The sequence below is a fragment of the Streptomyces xanthii genome (assembly GCF_014621695.1).
Lineage (GTDB): Bacteria > Actinomycetota > Actinomycetes > Streptomycetales > Streptomycetaceae > Streptomyces > Streptomyces xanthii.
The window spans coordinates 2,025,373-2,041,004 of record NZ_CP061281.1 but is presented as its reverse complement, the minus strand read 5'-3'; the positions used below and the strand labels follow the sequence as shown (position 1 = coordinate 2,041,004).

Below are 15,632 nucleotides of genomic sequence, written 5' to 3'. Positions count from 1 at the left end.
ATGTCCGACCGCACCCCTCCGCCCGACGGCCTGGTCATCGTCGACAAGCCGTCGGGCTTCACCTCGCACGACGTCGTGGCCAAGATGCGCGGGATCGCCAGGACCCGCCGCGTCGGCCACGCGGGCACCCTCGACCCGATGGCGACGGGCGTCCTCGTGCTCGGCGTCGAGCGCGCCACCAAGCTCCTCGGTCACCTCGCGCTGACCGAGAAGGAGTACCTCGGCACGATCCGGCTCGGGCAGAACACGCTCACCGACGACGCCGAGGGCGACATCACCTCCTCCACCGACGCCTCCGGAGTGCGGCGCGACGCCGTCGACGCGGGCGTCGCCAAGCTGACCGGCGCCATCATGCAGGTGCCGTCCAAGGTCAGCGCCATCAAGATCAACGGCGTGCGCTCGTACAAGCGCGCCCGTGAGGGCGAGGACTTCGAGATCCCGGCCCGGCCGGTCACCGTCTCCTCCTTCCAGGTCTACGACATGCGGGACGCCGTCGCCGAGGACGGGACCCCGGTGCTCGACCTCGTGGTGTCCGTCGTCTGCTCGTCCGGCACCTACATCCGGGCCCTCGCCCGCGACCTCGGCGCGGACCTCGGGGTCGGCGGCCATCTGACCGCCCTGCGCCGCACCCGCGTCGGGCCCTACAAGCTCGACGGCGCCAAGACCCTGGACCAGCTCCAGGAGTCCTTCGCCGTGATGCCGGTGGCGGACGCCGCGAGCGCCGCGTTCCCGCGCTGGGAGGTCGACGCGCGCCGCGCCAAGCTGCTCCTGAACGGGGTACGGCTCGAGATGCCCGCCGAGTACGCGGGCGCCGGTCCCGTCGGCGTCTTCGGCGCGGACGGCACCTTCCTGGCCCTCGTCGAGGAGTCCAAGGGCAAGGCGAAGAGCCTGGCCGTCTTCGGCTGACGGCTTTCCCGCCGGACGGCGGACGCCGATGGAGCGGCGGGCATCCGGACCCCGGGTGCCCGCCGCTCCACGTTCCCCTCCATCAGGTCTGTCCGCCGAGCCGTACGAGTTCACCCCATCGAGCGGGCGCTCGGAGTGAATCAGGGGAGCGCAGGGGGGCGCGTTCGCCTCGCGCGCTGTCCTGCTGATCACCGCGCGCCTACCGTCGAGGGGACGGGGGGTGGCGGAGAGCGGCGGGAGGTTCAGCGGCATGGTCGATCCGCCGCTGGTTCGGATCTGTGATCTGGCCGGGCGCCCGCGCGGAGCGGGCTTCGCCGTGGACGACCAGGGGACCGTGGTCACCGGTCACGAAGCGGTGGACGGGCTCGGCCGCCTTGTGCTGCACGCGCCCGGCGGCGCCACCTGCGTCGTGGGCCCCGAGGCGGTCCACGCCCTCCCGCACCTCGGCCTCGCCCTCGTGCGCACCGAAGGACTCGGGGTCCCGCCGCTGCCCGTGGCCGCCGGCGGCCCCCTGCCCATCGGGGCCTACGTACGCATCCCGGCCGGCGGCTGGCGCGAGGCCCGGGTGCTCGGCCACGGCCCCGCCACCTACCAGGCCTGCGACCGCTCCCACACGCTCGCCGAGACCATGGAGCTCGCCGTCGGCACCGCCGGCGCGGACGCTCTGGCACCGGGCGGCGGAGGCGCGGGCGGACCCGTCCTGGACGCCGTCACGGGCGCCGTCGTCGCCGTCCTCGGCACCGCCCTGAGCACCGGCCACCGCGCCGCCGGTCTCGCCGTCCCGCTGCGCACCGCCGCGGAGACGGACCCGCACGGCCCCCTCGCAGCCCTCCTGGCCCGCAACGCGGTCACGGTCGCCGCCTACGGGGACGAGCTGAACGTCGCGGGCGTGCTGCAGCTCGCCGCCGTCTCCGTGGGCAGCGAGGGGCCCGCGGCCGACGGCGCCCCCGACCCGGTCGAGCGGCCGGACGTCGTACGGGAACTGGCCGCGTTCGGCGCCGGACCCGCACGGCTGCTCGCACTCGTCGGCGACCCCGGCAGCGGACGCACCACCGAGCTCGCGGCCCTCGCCGCACGCCGGGGCGCCGGAGCGGGCGCCGCGCCCACGCTCTGGCTGCGCGGCGCCGATCTGGGCGGCGGCGACACCTCCGTCGCGCAGGCCGTCGGACGCGCCCTGGAGCGCGCGGGCCGGATCGTCGCCGCCACCCGTGAGGTGGAGCCCGGCGACCTCGGAGACCTCTCGCCCGCGCGCGTCGCCCGGATCGCCGCCGACGCCGGACGCCCCCTGATGCTGGTGCTCGACGGGCCCGAGGAGATGCCGCCCGTGCTCGCCCACCGGCTCGCCGCCTGGTCCCACGGCACCGAGCGCTGGCTCGCCGCGTCCGGCGTCCGGCTCGTCGTGGCCTGCCGCGGCGAGTACTGGGAGCAGGCCGGCCGGCTCTTCGGCCCCGGGGCGCTGCACGGGCGGGCCGGGAGGCTGCCCGCCTGCGTCCGGATCGGGGACCTGGACGACGAGCGGGCCCGGGAGCGGTTCGGGATCCCCGAAGGCGCCCTGCACCCGGCGGACGCCCGGCACCCGCTGGCGCTGCGGCTGCTGCGGGACGTGCGGGCGGCGCTGCCCGGGGAGGTGCCCGGGCAGCCGGACCGGGACGAGATCTTCGGGGCGTACCTGGACCTGATGTGCCTGCGCGTGGCGGTACGGCTCGCCGCGCCCGCCGGCCTGCGGGGCGCGGCCGTGCGGCGGCTCGCGGCGCGGGTCTGCGGTCAGCTGCACGAGGCGGCGCGGAGCTGTCTGGGGCCGGGGCAGGGGGAGCTGGACCGGGCCGCGTTCGAGGAGCTGTTCCCCTGGGGCGCGCGGCACGGGGTGAGCGGGTGGGCGTCCGCCGTGCTCACCGAGGGAGTTTTGGTGCCGGCCGGGAGCGGATACCGCTTCGCGCACGAGGAGGTGGCCGACTGGATCCAGGGCATGCACCTGGATCTGGACGGGGCGCTGGAGGCCCTCGTGTTCCGGCGGCGGGGCGGCTCCGCGGTGCCCGTGCCGCGGCACCGGGCGGGCCCTGTGGTGCGGGCCCTTCTGCTGCTCGGGCGGCAGCGGGGTTCCGCCGAACTGGGGGAGCGGCTCGAGGAGTTGACCGCCTGGCTGCCGGGCGGCGAGCGAGGGGAGGGCCGGGCCGCCGACGAGGAAGCGCAGTGGTGGGCCGGGCATCTGGTCGCGGAGGTGCTGCTGCGCGTTCCGGACGCCGAGGCGCATCTGCCCGTCCTGTGCGAGCTCGCCGACCGCGGGGCCTTCGGGCCCTGGTTCTGGGCGCGGGTCCCGGTGTCGGACGGCGCCCGCTTCGCGCTGCTGCGGCGGCTCGTCGTGCACGACCCCTCGCCCGGGGAGGGGCACCGCTACCTGGACACCGTCGCCGAGCTCCTGGCCGCCGCGCCCGCCGCCGCGCAGCGGCAGCTCACCACCTGGTTCGACGACGAGCGGGCCCTGCCCGCGCTGCCCGACGCCACCGTCGCGACCGCCGCCCAGGCCCTGCTCCACACCCACCGCCACCGCGCCGTCGACGACCTCACCGAGGCCCTCGTCGACTGCCCGCACCCCCGCGCCGACGAACTGCTCACCGTGCTCGCCGACGAGGAGCCCTCCGCCCTGTGCCGGGCCGTCGACCGCTGGGCGCACGACGAGCGGCTCGACCGGCACGTCGCCGCCCTCGCCTACGGGCTGCGCGTCCAGTCCCGGGCCACCAGCGACGCCGACCGCGGACTGCTGCGCTACGCGGCGCTGGCCCTGCTGGCCCGCCCCGGCGAGGACACGCTGCACGGCGCCGCGCTCGCCCTCCTCGTCCGCGACCCGCACTCCCGGCCCCAGTACCTCGCCCGGGCCCTGCGCCGGTTCGCCGCGGGGGACCCGCAACTGCCCGCGTCCGCGCTCGCCCCGGCCCTGGAGACCCACCCCGAGCCCGTCCTCGCCGCGTTCGAGTCCCGGCTCGACGGGCTCGGCCCCGGCGCGGGCGACCTCGTACGCACCCTCGCCGACGTCACGACGCCCGCCCTGGCCCGCCGCGCCGCCGCGCTCGTGGGAGCGCTGGCCGCCGCGCACCCCGAGGGCGCCGCCCGGCACGCGGCCGCGTTCGTGGACCGGTGCCTGGAGCGCGGCCCCACCGGGCGCTCCGTCCTGCTGCCGCTCGCCCTGGACCTGCTGCGCGCCCCGACGCCCGCCGTACGGGCCGCGCTCGCCCCCGTCCTCGCCGCGCCCGGCACCGCCGCCTCGCGCGGCCTGCGCGGGGAGCTGCTCGACGTCCTGCTCGGGCGGGAGCAGGACCCGGACGTGCTCGCCGCCGTCCTCGACGCGGCCGCGCGGGGCGCCGTGCGGCGCGGCCAGGCCCGCACCCGCGACCTCGTGCACCGCACCGGCACCCTGCTCGTCCGCACCCCCGAGGGCGCCGCCCGCTTCGACCGGGGCCTGGTCGAGCTGGCCGGGGCCGTCCCCGGCTTCGCCGCCCTCACCGCCCGCTGGCTCTCCGCCGAGCCGGCCGACTGGGCCGCCCTCGTCGGGCCCAGCGCCCGCCGCACCATCGAGAGCGTGGCCGGGGCGAAGGTGCCCGCCTGAGCCCGGACGACCCGCCCGATGAGTGGCGCGGCCGGGCGACATGGCACTCTTAGACCTGCGTGTTCGGTAGGAGACGCACGAAGCACAGACAGACGGAACCGTCGTACACAGGTTTGCGAGGAGCAATCACCGTGCAGCGCTGGCGTGGCTTGGAGGACATCCCCCAGGACTGGGGGCGCAGCGTCGTCACCATCGGTTCCTACGACGGGGTGCACCGCGGACACCAGTTGATCATCGGCCGTGCCGTGGAGCGCGCCCGTGAGCTGGGCGTCCCGGCCGTCGTCGTCACCTTCGACCCGCACCCCAGCGAGGTCGTGCGCCCCGGCTCGCACCCGCCGCTGCTCGCCGCGCACCACCGCAGGGCCGAGCTGATGGCCGAGCTGGGCGTGGACGCGGTGCTGATCCTCCCGTTCACCACCGAGTTCTCGAAGCTGTCGCCCGCCGACTTCGTCGCGAAGGTGCTCGTCGACCGGCTGCACGCCCGGGTCGTCGTCGAGGGCCCCAACTTCCGCTTCGGCCACAAGGCCGCCGGTGACGTCGCGTTCCTCGCCGAGCAGGGCCGCACCTACGACTTCGCCGTCGAGCTCGTCGACCTGTTCGTCAGCGGCACGGCGGGCGGCGGTCAGCCGTTCTCCTCGACGCTGACCCGCCGGCTCGTCGCCGAGGGCGACGTCGAGGGTGCCCGCGAGATCCTGGGCCGCCCCCACCGCGTCGAGGGCGTCGTCGTGCGCGGCGCGCAGCGCGGCCGCGAACTGGGCTTCCCGACGGCCAACGTGGAGACCCTCCCGCACACCGCGATCCCCGCCGACGGCGTCTACGCGGGCTGGCTGCACGTCGAGGGCGAGGCCATGCCCGCCGCGATCTCGGTCGGCACGAACCCGCAGTTCGACGCGGTCGAGCGGACCGTGGAGGCCTACGCCATCGACCGCGAGGGGCTCGACCTGTACGGGCTGCACGTCGCCGTCGACTTCCTCGCCTTCGTGCGCGGCATGTCGAAGTTCGACTCCCTGGAGCAGCTCGTCGAGGCCATCGCCGACGACGTGAAGCGGTCGCGTGACCTCATCGCGGCCTACGAGGCGAACGAGGCGTAGGTCACACCCCGTTCCGGCCCGGGGATGTCACAGACGGGCCCCTGCGATCCGTCCTGTTGGTGAACGCACCATCCAGGACTACGGAATCCAAGCAGGGAGCTCGCCATGGAACCCCGTCTGAACATCTTCGCCAGCCAGTCCGCCGTCGGATTCCTCAAGCGCCTCGTCGCCGCGCACCAGCCGCTGACCGGTTCCGGCCTGCCCGTCGCGACGCAGGAACTGGTGAAGATCCGCGCCAGCCAGATCAACGGCTGCTCGGGCTGCCTCGACATGCACGTCAAGGAGGCCGTGGCGGCGGGCGAGACGCCGGTCCGGCTCAGCCTCGTCGCGGCGTGGCGCGAGGCGAAGGTCTTCACCGAGGCTGAGCGGGCGGCCCTCGAACTCGCCGAGGAGGGCACGCGCCTGGCGGACGCCGCCACGGGGGTGCCGGACGAGGTCTGGGAGCGTGCCGCCAAGCACTACGACGAGGAACAGCTCGGCGCGCTCGTCTGCCTCATCGCGGGCATCAACGCGTTCAACCGTCTGAACGTGATGACGCGACAGCCTGCCGGCGACTACCAGCCGGGCATGAAGTCGCCGCTGGAATAGGGCCCAGCCGTTCGCCGGCGGCCGCGGCCCCGGTGGGGGTCGGTCGCGCAGTTCCCCGCGCCCCTGAGATGCGCACCCTTCGGGTGGCATCTCCCCGAGGAGGCGCAGCCTCCTAGGGGCGCGGGGAACTGCGCGACCAGCCACGACGGACCGGCAGACGCCCGATCAGAGAACCCGGCAGACGCTACTGCGCAGCCCGCGCCGCCGCCCAGTGACAGGCCACCTGAGTCGCGGCGCCGCCGGAAAGCACCGGCAGATCCTCGGAGCGGCACGCTTCGGCCACCCCGGCCTCCTCGGCGGAGCCACGGGCCAGCACCTGGCACCGCACATGGAACCGGCACCCCCCGGGCACCCGGGACGGGTCCGGCGGCTCCCCGGTCAGCACCACCGGATCCCCGGGCGCCTCCGGGAGCACCGACAACAGGGCCTGCGTGTACGGGTGCTGAGGAGCCGTCAGGACATCCTCCACCGGACCCGTCTCCACGATCCGGCCCAGATACATCACGGCCACCCGGTCCGCGATGTTCCAGGCCAGCCCCAGATCGTGCGTGACGACCAGCGCCGAGAGCCCCAGTTCGTCGCGCAGCCGCAGCAGCAGCGCCAGGATCTCGCCCCGTACGGACGCGTCCAGCGAGGCCACCGGCTCGTCGGCCACGATGAGTTCGGGTTCGAGGACGAGCGCGCCCGCGATGACGACACGCTGGCGCTGCCCGCCGGACAGCTCGTGCGGGTAGCGCAGGAAGAACCGCTCAGGGGGCCGCAGCCCCGCCCGGGACAGCGCGTCCGACACGGCCGCCCGCTCGTCCCCGGCGTACCCGTGGATCCGCAGGCCCTCCGCGACGGCGTCGTACACCGTGTGCCGCGGATTGAGCGAGCCGCTCGGGTCCTGGAGAACCAGCTGCACCCGCTTGCGGTACGCCTTCAGCGCGCGGGACGCGTAGTCGAGCGGCTTCCCGGCGAAGGTGACCGCACCGGCCGTCGGCTTCTCCAGGCCCAGCAGCGTGCGCGCGAGGCTCGTCTTGCCGCAGCCGGACTCGCCGACCAGGGCGACGATCTCCCCGGGCGCGATGTCCAGGTCGACCCCGTCCACGGCCCGCGCCGGCGGCGCCCCGCGGCGCCCCGGGAACGTCAGCCGCAGCTGCTCGGCGCTCAGCAGGGGCCGCGTGCCCTGCGTGACCTGCTCCTTCATGCCGTGGTGCTCCTCGCCTCGACCGACTCGCCCGGACCGGGGCCGGTGTCGGCCCCCGTCCCCGAGCCGACATGTACACACGCCGCCCGCCGGCCGGACCCCGCGTCCAGCAGCTCCTGGTCCTGCGTCGCGCACACCTCCAGCGCCACCGGGCAGCGCGGATGGAACGTGCAGCCGGACGGCAGCGCCGACGGGTCCGGCGGGTCGCCGGGCAGCCCGCGCGGCGCGAACCGGGACGCCGGGTCGCCGATCGTCGGGAACGCCGCCGACAGGGCCTTTCCGTAGGGGTGCACCGCGTTCTCGTACACCTGGTCCGCCGGGCCCTCCTCGACGACGCGGCCCGCGTACATCACGGCGAGCCGGTCGCAGGTGTCGGAGAGGACCGCGAGGTCGTGGCTGATCATGACGAGGCCGAGGTCCTGCTCGGCGACCAACTGCTCGATCAGGCGCAGGATCTGGGCCTGGATCATCACGTCCAGGGCGGTCGTCGGCTCGTCGGCGATGATCAGCGCCGGATCGCAGGCGAGCGCCATGGCGATCATCACGCGCTGGCGCTGCCCGCCGGACAGCTCGTGCGGATAGGCGTCGGCGCGGGCCGCCGGGAGCCCCACGTGCTCGAGCAGCTCGGCGACCTTCTTCCTCGCACCCGCCGGTGTCGCCTTCTTGTGCAGCAGGATCGGCTCGGCGATCTGGTCGCCGATGCGGTGCACGGCGTTCAGCGAGTGCATCGCGCCCTGGAACACGATCGAGGCGCCCGCCCAGCGCACGGCGCGGACCTGGCCCCACTTCATCGCGAGGACGTCCTCGCCGTCGAGCAGGATCTCGCCCGACACCTTCGTGCCCGCGGGCAGCAGCCGCAGCAGCGCGAGCGCGAGCGTCGACTTGCCGCAGCCGGACTCGCCCGCGATGCCGAGCTTCTGGCCGGCCTCCACGGACAGGTTCACCCCGCGCACGGCCTGGGCGCCGCCCGCGTACGTCACCGCGAGGTCCTTCACCTGAAGCAGTGTCATGACCGCACCCCCAGCTTCGGGTTGAGGACGGACTCGACCGCGCGGCCGCACAGCGTGAACGACAGCGCGACGACGGCGATGGCGATGCCGGGCGGGGCCAGGTACCACCAGTCGCCCGCGCTGACCGCGCCGGCCTCGCGGGCGTCCTGCAGCATGCCGCCCCAGGACGTGACCGTCGGGTCGGACAGGCCGAGGAACGCGAGGGTCGCCTCGGTGAGGATCGCCGAGGAGATGATCATCGTGGTCTGGGCGAGGACGAGCGGCATCACGTTCGGCAGCACGTGCCGGGTCATGACGTGCCCGTGGCCGCCGCCCAGCGCCCGGGCCCGCTCGATGTAGGGGCGGGACTCCACCGCGAGCGTCTGCGCGCGCACGAGGCGGGCGGTGGTCGGCCAGGTCGTGACGCCGATCGCGATGATCACCGTCCACATCGAGCGGTCCATCACCGTCGCGAGCGCGATCGCGAGGACCAGCGTCGGCATCACCAGGAACCAGTCGGTGATCCGCATCAGGACCGTCGCGTACCAGCCGCGGAAGTGCCCGGCGACGATCCCGATGAGGGTGCCGATCGCCACGCACAGGAACGCCGCGAGCAGCCCCACGGTGAGCGACACCCGCGCCCCGTACACCAGGAGCGCGAGCACACTGCGCCCGAACTGGTCGGTGCCGAGCGGGAACTCCCCGCTCGGGCCCTCCAGCGGCCCGCCCGGCGCGTTCGTCACGCTCTGCGCGTCCGCGCCGACGAGCACGGGCGCGAACACGGCGATCAGCGCGATCAGCACGAGCAGGCCCAGGCCCCACAGACCGCCCTTGTGGGAGCGGTACGAGCGCCAGAAGCGGGCCAGCGACTGACGCTTGCGGGCGCGCGCGAGCGAGCGCGCGCTCGTGGTCTTCTGCACGCCCTCGGCGGGCGCGGTCTCGGTCGTCATCGGCCCACCCTCGGGTCGAGCAGCGGATAGAGGATGTCGGCCAGCGTGTTCGCGAGGATCACCGCGGTCGCGAAGACGAAGAACAGGCCCTGGACCAGAGGGAGATCGGGCACGGACAGGGCCGAGTAGAACAGGCCGCCCAGACCCGGCCAGGAGAACACCGTCTCGACGAGGATCTGCCCGGCGACCACGTGCCCCAGGTTCACGAACATCAGCGTGAACGTCGGCAGCAGCGCGTTCGGCACGGCGTGCTTGCGGCGCACCACGTCGTCACGCAGACCCTTGGCGCGGGCCGTCGTCAGATAGTCGCTGCCCATCTCGTCCAGCAGCGAGGAGCGCATCACGAGCAGTGTCTGCGCGTAGCCGACCGCGACCAGCGTGATCACCGGCAGGACCAGATGGTGCGCGACGTCGACGACGTACGCGAAGCCGCTCTCGCCGCCCGATTCGAGGCCGCCGGTCGGGAACAGGCCGGGGACCGGCCCGACGCCCACGGCGAAGACGATGATGAGGAGCAGGCCCAGCCAGAACGCCGGGACCGAGTAGAGGGTCAGCGCGAACGCCGTGTTGAAGCGGTCGCTGCGCGACCCGTTGCGCCACGCCGTGCGGGTGCCCAGCCAGATGCCGAGCGCCGAGTACAAAACGTACGCCGTGCCTGTCAGCAGCAGCGTCGCCGGGAGCGCCGCGGTGATCTTGTCGATGACGGGGACGTGGTACTGGAACGAGGTTCCGAAGTCACCGGTGAGCGCGTCGCCGATGTACGAGGTGAACTGCTTCCACATCGGCTGGTCGAGGCCGAACTGGTGGCGCAGGTTCTCCAGTTGCTCCGCCGAGACCTTGCGGCCGCCCGTCATCTGCTTGACCGGGTCGCTCGGGATGAGCCGGAAGAGGAAGAAGCTGGTGACGAGGACGGCGAAGAGGGAGACGGCGGCGCCGAGGATCTTCGTCGCCGCGTACCGCAGATACGCCTTGGTGTCGCGGGCCCGCGGGCCGCGGGCGGCCGGCGACGACCCCACCGGTGCGGTGGGGTCGTCGCCGGGGCCGCCCGCGCCCTGCACGAGCGCCGGAGTGCTGTCAGCTGTCATGGTTCATGCGAACTCTCGTTGGTCGTGCGGGCGTCGGCCGCGCGCGTGTGCGGGATGCGGGGCCTCGGGCGGTACTACTCCCGATCGTCCGCCGTGGACCGGCGCCGCATCGCGAAGAACACGCCGCCGCCGATGACGAGGAGTGCGGCGATCACGATCCCGATCACGACCCCGGTCGAGCTCGACGAGCCCGAGTCCGAGCTGTCGGAGGCGCTCGCCGGCTCCGCCGACCACCAGCTCCAGTACCCGTCCTGGCCGTAGATGTTGCCCGCGGCCGTGGGCATCGTCGTGATCGACTTGATCTGGTCCGTGCGGTACGCCTCCACCGCGTTCGGGTACGCCATCACGTTCATGTACCCGGAGTCGTACAGCCAGGACTGCATGTCCTTGACGACGTCCGCGCGCTTCGCCGCGTCGTACTCGGCGAGCTGCTGTCCGTACAGGTCGTCGAACTTCTTGTCGCAGATGAAGTTGTCGGTGGCCGCGCTCTCCTTGGCCTTCGCGGGCAGCGCCGCACACGTGTGGATGCCGAGCACGAAGTCCGGGTCCGGGTTCACCGACCAGCCGTCGAAGGCGAGGTCGTACTCACCCGCGTACCAGGGCACGGACACGTCGTCGAGGCAGTCGACCTTCAGGCCGATGCCGATCGCGCCCCACCACTCCTTCAGGTACTTGCCGACCGCCTTGTCGTTCGGGTCGGTGGCGTGACACAGGATGCGGAAGTTCAGCGGCTTGCCGTCCTTGCCGACCCGCTTGCCGTCCTTGAGCGGATAGCCCGCGTCGTCGAGCAGCTTGCCCGCCGCCTCGGGGTCGTACGACAGCTTCTGACCGTCCGACGGCTGCCAGAAGTAGTCGTTGAAGCGCGGCGGGATGTAGCCCGCGCCCTGCACGGCGTGCCCCTGGAAGACCTTGTCGACGATCGTCTTGGTGTCGACGGAGCGGAACAGCGCCTGGCGGACCTTCTGGTCGAGCAGCGCCTTGTTTCCGTCGCCGAACTTCTTGCCGTCCTTGGTGCGCGCGCCCGGGTTCACGGCGATCGCGTAGAAGCGGCGGCCGGGACCCTCGTTCACCTTGATGTTCTTCTCGCCCTTGAGCGAGGCCGCCTGAGCGGGCGTCAGGGCGGGGGAGCCGGCGACGAAGGAGACCTCGCCCTTGCGCAGCGCGGCGACCGCGGCGTCCTGGTCCTTGTAGGTCTTGAAGACGATCTCGTCGAACTGCGGCGTCTTCGACTTCCGCCAGAAGTCCTTGTTGACCTTCAGCTTCACGTACTGGTCCGTCTTGTAGTCCGTGAGGACGAACGGGCCGTTGCCGACGATCGGGAACTTCTGGTCGTTGTTGAACTTCGAGTAGTCCTTGACGTCCTTCCACACGTGCTCCGGCACGATCGGGACGTCGAGCGAGGTCATCGTCGCCTGCGGCTTCTTCAGCTCGATGACCAGCTGGGTGTCACTGGGGGCCGTGACCTTCTTGAAGTTGGTGACGAACGAGCCGTTGGCGGTGGCCGCCGCGTCGTCCGTCATCATCTTGTTGAAGGTGAACGCCGCGTCCTTGGCGGTGGCCTTCTCGCCGTCCGACCACTTCGAGTCGTCGCGGATCGTGTACGTCCACGTCAGCTTGTCCGGCGAGGACTCCCACTTGGTGGCGAAGCCCGGGACGACGTGGTTGTCCTTCGGGTCGTAGTTGGTGAGGTACTCGTACATCAGCCGGTGGACGCTGGTGCTCACCAGGCGCGTCGCCAGGAACGGGCTCAGCGAGTCGACGCTCTGCGCGAGCGCCACCGTGAGGGTCTTCTTCCCGCCGTCCGCCTTCGCCTGCGCCTCCTGCGGCGCGGGGTTGAGCGGGGTGGCCAGGCCGGCCGTCAGGGTGAACGCCGCGGCACCGGCTGCCAGGAGCACCCGTACGCCGCGCCGGGAGGGGCGGGCGATCGTTCTGTCGTGGTGGTCGTGCCGGACTTGCTGAGCCTGTTTGTTCATCGGTCGGTGACCTCGCGCATCGCTCGCACAGCAGGGACTTTCCAGATCGAATGAAGTGTGTGTACCAGCGGCTGTCGAGAAACGTCAACGGCAGGTGAACCCCATGTGGCCTGCGGAAATAACGAGTTGACCTGCATTTTTGGCACATTGGTCGAGACCTCTGATGCGATGCAGGCCAGGGCGTGGCGGTCACTTTCGGCGCGGTGCGCACCCGGGTGTGCAAAAGGCCCGCACCGGCGGGCGGTGCGGGCCTTCTGACACGTTGTCACTGCTGAGGCGGCTGCGGCTGCTGCCATCCCGGGGGCGGGCCGGGCTGTCCGGCCTGGGCCTGCTGCGGGGGCGGCGGGGCGCCCCAGCCGGGCTGCGGGCCGGGCTGACCGGGCTGACCCGGCTGTCCCGGTTGCCCCGGATGGGCCATCGGACCGGGCTGACCCGGCTGGGCCGGCTGTCCGGGCTGGGCCGGGTAGCCCGGCTGGCCCGGCGGCGGGGCCTGCGGCGGGACACCACCCTGCTGCGGGTACGGGGCCTGCGGCGGCTGCTGGCCGGGGTACGGCTGCTGGCCCGGGTACGGCTGCTGCTGACCCGGCATCGGCGGTGCCATCGTGGGCGGCTGCTGACCGTCGGCCTGCGTCCACAGGCCCTGCTGCTGCTGGGCCCGGACGAAGTCCTCCGCGACCATCGCCGAGAGGTTGAAGTACGCCTCGCGGACCTTGGGCCGCATCATGTCGAGGTCGACCTCGGCGCCGGCCGCCAGGTGCTCGTCGAACGGCACCACGACGACCCCGCGGCAGCGCGTCTCGAAGTGGCTGACGATGTCCTCCACCTTGATCATCTTGCCCGTCTCGCGGACACCCGAGATGACCGTGATCGAGCGCGAGACCAGGTCCGCGTAACCGTGCGCGGAGAGCCAGTCGAGCGTGGTGCTCGCGCTGGAGGCGCCGTCGACCGACGGGGTCGAGATGATGATGAGCTGGTCGGCGAGGTCGAGCACACCGCGCATCGCGGAGTACAGCAGGCCGGTGCCCGAGTCCGTCAGGATGATCGGGTACTGCTTGCCGAGCACGTCGATCGCGCGCCGGTAGTCCTCGTCGTTGAACGTCGTCGAGACCGCCGGGTCCACGTCGTTGGCGATGATCTCCAGGCCCGACGGGGCCTGCGAGGTGAACCGCCGGATGTCCATGTACGACTGCAGATGCGGGATCGCCTGCACCAGGTCACGGATCGTGGCGCCGGTCTCGCGCCGCACGCGGCGGCCGAGGGTGCCCGCGTCCGGGTTGGCGTCGATCGCGAGGATCTTGTCCTGGCGCTCCGTGGCGAGCGTCGAGCCGAGCGCGGTGGTCGTCGTCGTCTTGCCGACGCCGCCCTTGAGGCTGATGACCGCGATCCGGTAGCAGGAGAGCACCGGGGTGCGGATCAGGTCCAGCTTCCGCTGCCGCTCGGCCTCCTCCTTCTTGCCGCCCAGCTTGAAGCGCGAGTTGCCGCCGCCGGGGCGGGTGCTCTTCGCCTTCTGCTTCTTGTTGTTGAGCAGCCGGTCGGCGGACAGCTCGACCGCCGCCGTGTAACCGAGCGGGGCACCGCCCACGTTCGTCGGCTGACGCTGGTCGTGCTGCACGGGCTGAGGCCAGGCGGCACCCGTGCGCGGGTCCGTGCCGGCGGGCGGCTGCGGCTGGCCCGGGTGCGGGGCGCTGGGCTGACCAGGCTGCGGCTGCCCCTGCTGGCCCGGCTGCGGCTGACCCGGGTAGGGCTGGGCCGGCGGCTGCGGCTGAGCGGCCTGCGGCGGTACGGGCGCCTGCGGCGGCACGGCGGCCTGCGGCGGGGGGAAGCCGTAGCCCGCGCCCGGCTGCTGCGGCGGCACCGGAGCGCCCTGCTGCTGCGGGGGCAGGGGCTGGCCGGGCTGCGGCTGGGGCTGCTGCTGCGGGAAGCCGTAACCACCCTGCGGGGCAGGCGGGTTGGGCATGCCGGGCTGGGGCTGCGCGGGCGGCTGGGGCTGCGCCTGCGGCGGGGCCGGGGGCTGCTGCTGCGGGAAGCCGTAACCACCCTGCGGCGCAGGGGAGTTGGCGTCGGGCAGGGGGGCGGACGGGGCCGGCTGCGGCTGCGGGAAGCCGTAGCCGCCCTGGGGCTGGGCCGGCGGCTGAGCCTGAGGCTGCGGCTGGGCCGGGGCGGGGGCCGCCGGGGGCTGCTGGGCCGGCCAGCCCTGGGGCGCGGCGGGCTGCTGCGGGGCCGGCGGGGCCGCCTGCGTCGGGTCGGCCCACTGCTGGGCCGGGGCCGGGGCGCTCGGCTCGGCCGGCTGGAAGGTGGGCGGCAGCGGAGGTACGCCGCCTTCCGGCGCGGGCGGGGGAGTCCAGGCGGCGGGACCGGGCTGCTCCGCGACGTCGCCGTCCGCCTGGGCGGGGGCGGCTTCCGGGGCTGCTTCCGGTGCGGCGGGGGCGTCGGTGACCTCGGGCGTCTCGGGCACCTCAGGAGCGGAGGCCTCCACTTCGCCGGACTCGGGGGCGTCGTCGGCGGCCTCGCCGACCGGGCCACCGGCAGCGGCGGCCAGCGGGAAGTCCCCGTCGTCGGAGGAGCCGGAGGAGTCGGAGGAGCCGGAAGAGCCGGAGGAGTCGGTGGTGTCACTGGAAGCCGAGGAGTCGGCGGCACCGGAAAGCGGCGCGTCGGGCACGTCGGACTCGGGCCCGGACACGGCCTCGGGCACCTCCGAACCACCGGCACCCGCAGCCCCGGTCGCATCACCCGCACCGACCGATCCGTCCGCACCGCCCATGCCGTCCACCCGGTGGACATCGGTCCACGAGCGGGGCGACTCGCTGTCGGCCGCACCCTCGGAGGGGGCGGCGGCGGGCGCGGCGGCCGCGCCGGCGCCGGACCTGTCCTCGCCGAGCGCGGCCAGCTCCTCGAACTCCCGCTTCAGCGCGGCGGCGGAGAACCGCATCGTGGCGCCGCTCTCCAGATCCCCGTTCCCCGCGCCGGAACCGGCCTCCGGGGCCACGGGGGCGGCAGCCGGGGGCGGGGTCGGAGCGGGCGGCGGCGGCACCGGAGCCGCGGGCGTGACGGGCTCGGGCGTGCCAGCACCCGACGCGTTCTGCGTGTACCAGGCCGGAGGGGCGTAGTCGATGGTGAACTCGCCCGTCATCTCGACACTGGACTCCGCGTCGGACTGATCATCGGCGGGCGAGTCCCAGCCCCCGCGGTAATCGTCCCGATCGCTGTTCACAATGCCTCCTGGTGTGGTCGAGCACCCTCGTGTTCGTGCATGGGGGAGA

The 15,632-nt window shown here is 73.6% G+C and carries 10 protein-coding genes; 4 read left to right on the top strand and 6 right to left on the bottom strand.

What is annotated here, in order from left to right; translation table 11 throughout:
* From truB to IAG42_RS09205, 4 genes are all read left to right on the top strand, one after another.
* Positions 1 to 906: a tRNA pseudouridine(55) synthase TruB gene (gene truB / locus IAG42_RS09220; RefSeq protein WP_188336541.1), complete on the top strand. Its 906-nt coding sequence runs from the start codon at positions 1 to 3 to the stop codon at positions 904 to 906.
* 250 nt (positions 907 to 1,156) lie between these two features.
* The gene (locus tag IAG42_RS09215; RefSeq protein ID WP_188336540.1) at positions 1,157 to 4,507 is read left to right on the top strand and encodes a trypsin-like peptidase domain-containing protein; all 3,351 of its coding nucleotides are present in this window, start codon (positions 1,157 to 1,159) and stop codon (positions 4,505 to 4,507) included.
* A 131-nt stretch (positions 4,508 to 4,638) separates the two neighbouring features.
* Complete coding sequence (locus IAG42_RS09210) at positions 4,639 to 5,598, top strand: bifunctional riboflavin kinase/FAD synthetase (protein ID WP_188336539.1); 960 nt, start codon at positions 4,639 to 4,641, stop codon at positions 5,596 to 5,598.
* 105 nt (positions 5,599 to 5,703) lie between these two features.
* On the top strand, positions 5,704 to 6,186 hold the full coding sequence (locus IAG42_RS09205; RefSeq protein WP_188336538.1) for a carboxymuconolactone decarboxylase family protein: 483 nt from the start codon (positions 5,704 to 5,706) through the stop codon (positions 6,184 to 6,186).
* 184 nt (positions 6,187 to 6,370) lie between these two features.
* Here the strand turns inward: IAG42_RS09205 and IAG42_RS09200 are convergent, their stop codons facing one another.
* The 6 genes from IAG42_RS09200 to IAG42_RS09175 all read right to left on the bottom strand — a co-directional run bounded on the left by IAG42_RS09200 (position 6,371) and on the right by IAG42_RS09175 (position 15,583).
* Positions 6,371 to 7,375, bottom strand: a complete 1,005-nt coding sequence (locus IAG42_RS09200) for an oligopeptide/dipeptide ABC transporter ATP-binding protein (protein ID WP_188336537.1) — start codon at positions 7,373 to 7,375, stop codon at positions 6,371 to 6,373.
* On the bottom strand, positions 7,372 to 8,385 hold the full coding sequence (locus IAG42_RS09195) for an ABC transporter ATP-binding protein (RefSeq protein WP_188336536.1): 1,014 nt from the start codon (positions 8,383 to 8,385) through the stop codon (positions 7,372 to 7,374). The genes IAG42_RS09200 and IAG42_RS09195 overlap by 4 nt, the downstream gene beginning before the upstream one ends.
* Positions 8,382 to 9,314: an ABC transporter permease gene (locus IAG42_RS09190; protein WP_188336535.1), complete on the bottom strand. Its 933-nt coding sequence runs from the start codon at positions 9,312 to 9,314 to the stop codon at positions 8,382 to 8,384. Before IAG42_RS09190 ends, IAG42_RS09195 begins: the two co-directional genes overlap by 4 nt.
* Positions 9,311 to 10,399, bottom strand: coding sequence for an ABC transporter permease (locus tag IAG42_RS09185; RefSeq protein ID WP_188336534.1), 1,089 nt, complete (start codon positions 10,397 to 10,399; stop codon positions 9,311 to 9,313). Before IAG42_RS09185 ends, IAG42_RS09190 begins: the two co-directional genes overlap by 4 nt.
* A 74-nt stretch (positions 10,400 to 10,473) precedes the next feature.
* Positions 10,474 to 12,372, bottom strand: coding sequence for an ABC transporter substrate-binding protein (locus tag IAG42_RS09180; protein WP_188336533.1), 1,899 nt, complete (start codon positions 12,370 to 12,372; stop codon positions 10,474 to 10,476).
* A 265-nt stretch (positions 12,373 to 12,637) separates the two neighbouring features.
* Positions 12,638 to 15,583, bottom strand: a complete 2,946-nt coding sequence (locus IAG42_RS09175) for an SCO5717 family growth-regulating ATPase (protein WP_188336532.1) — start codon at positions 15,581 to 15,583, stop codon at positions 12,638 to 12,640.
* Between the last annotated feature and the right edge of the window lie 49 nt (positions 15,584 to 15,632).

Coding starts and splice junctions, on each gene's coding strand:
- IAG42_RS09190 (WP_188336535.1), bottom strand. CDS start 9,314: ATGACGACCGAGACCGCGCCCGCCGAGGGCGTGCAGAAGACCACGAGC.
- IAG42_RS09180 (WP_188336533.1), bottom strand. CDS start 12,372: ATGAACAAACAGGCTCAGCAAGTCCGGCACGACCACCACGACAGAACG.
- IAG42_RS09195 (WP_188336536.1), bottom strand. CDS start 8,385: ATGACACTGCTTCAGGTGAAGGACCTCGCGGTGACGTACGCGGGCGGC.
- IAG42_RS09200 (WP_188336537.1), bottom strand. CDS start 7,375: ATGAAGGAGCAGGTCACGCAGGGCACGCGGCCCCTGCTGAGCGCCGAG.
- IAG42_RS09215 (WP_188336540.1), top strand. CDS start 1,157: ATGGTCGATCCGCCGCTGGTTCGGATCTGTGATCTGGCCGGGCGCCCG.
- IAG42_RS09205 (WP_188336538.1), top strand. CDS start 5,704: ATGGAACCCCGTCTGAACATCTTCGCCAGCCAGTCCGCCGTCGGATTC.
- truB (WP_188336541.1), top strand. CDS start 1: ATGTCCGACCGCACCCCTCCGCCCGACGGCCTGGTCATCGTCGACAAG.
- IAG42_RS09185 (WP_188336534.1), bottom strand. CDS start 10,399: ATGACAGCTGACAGCACTCCGGCGCTCGTGCAGGGCGCGGGCGGCCCC.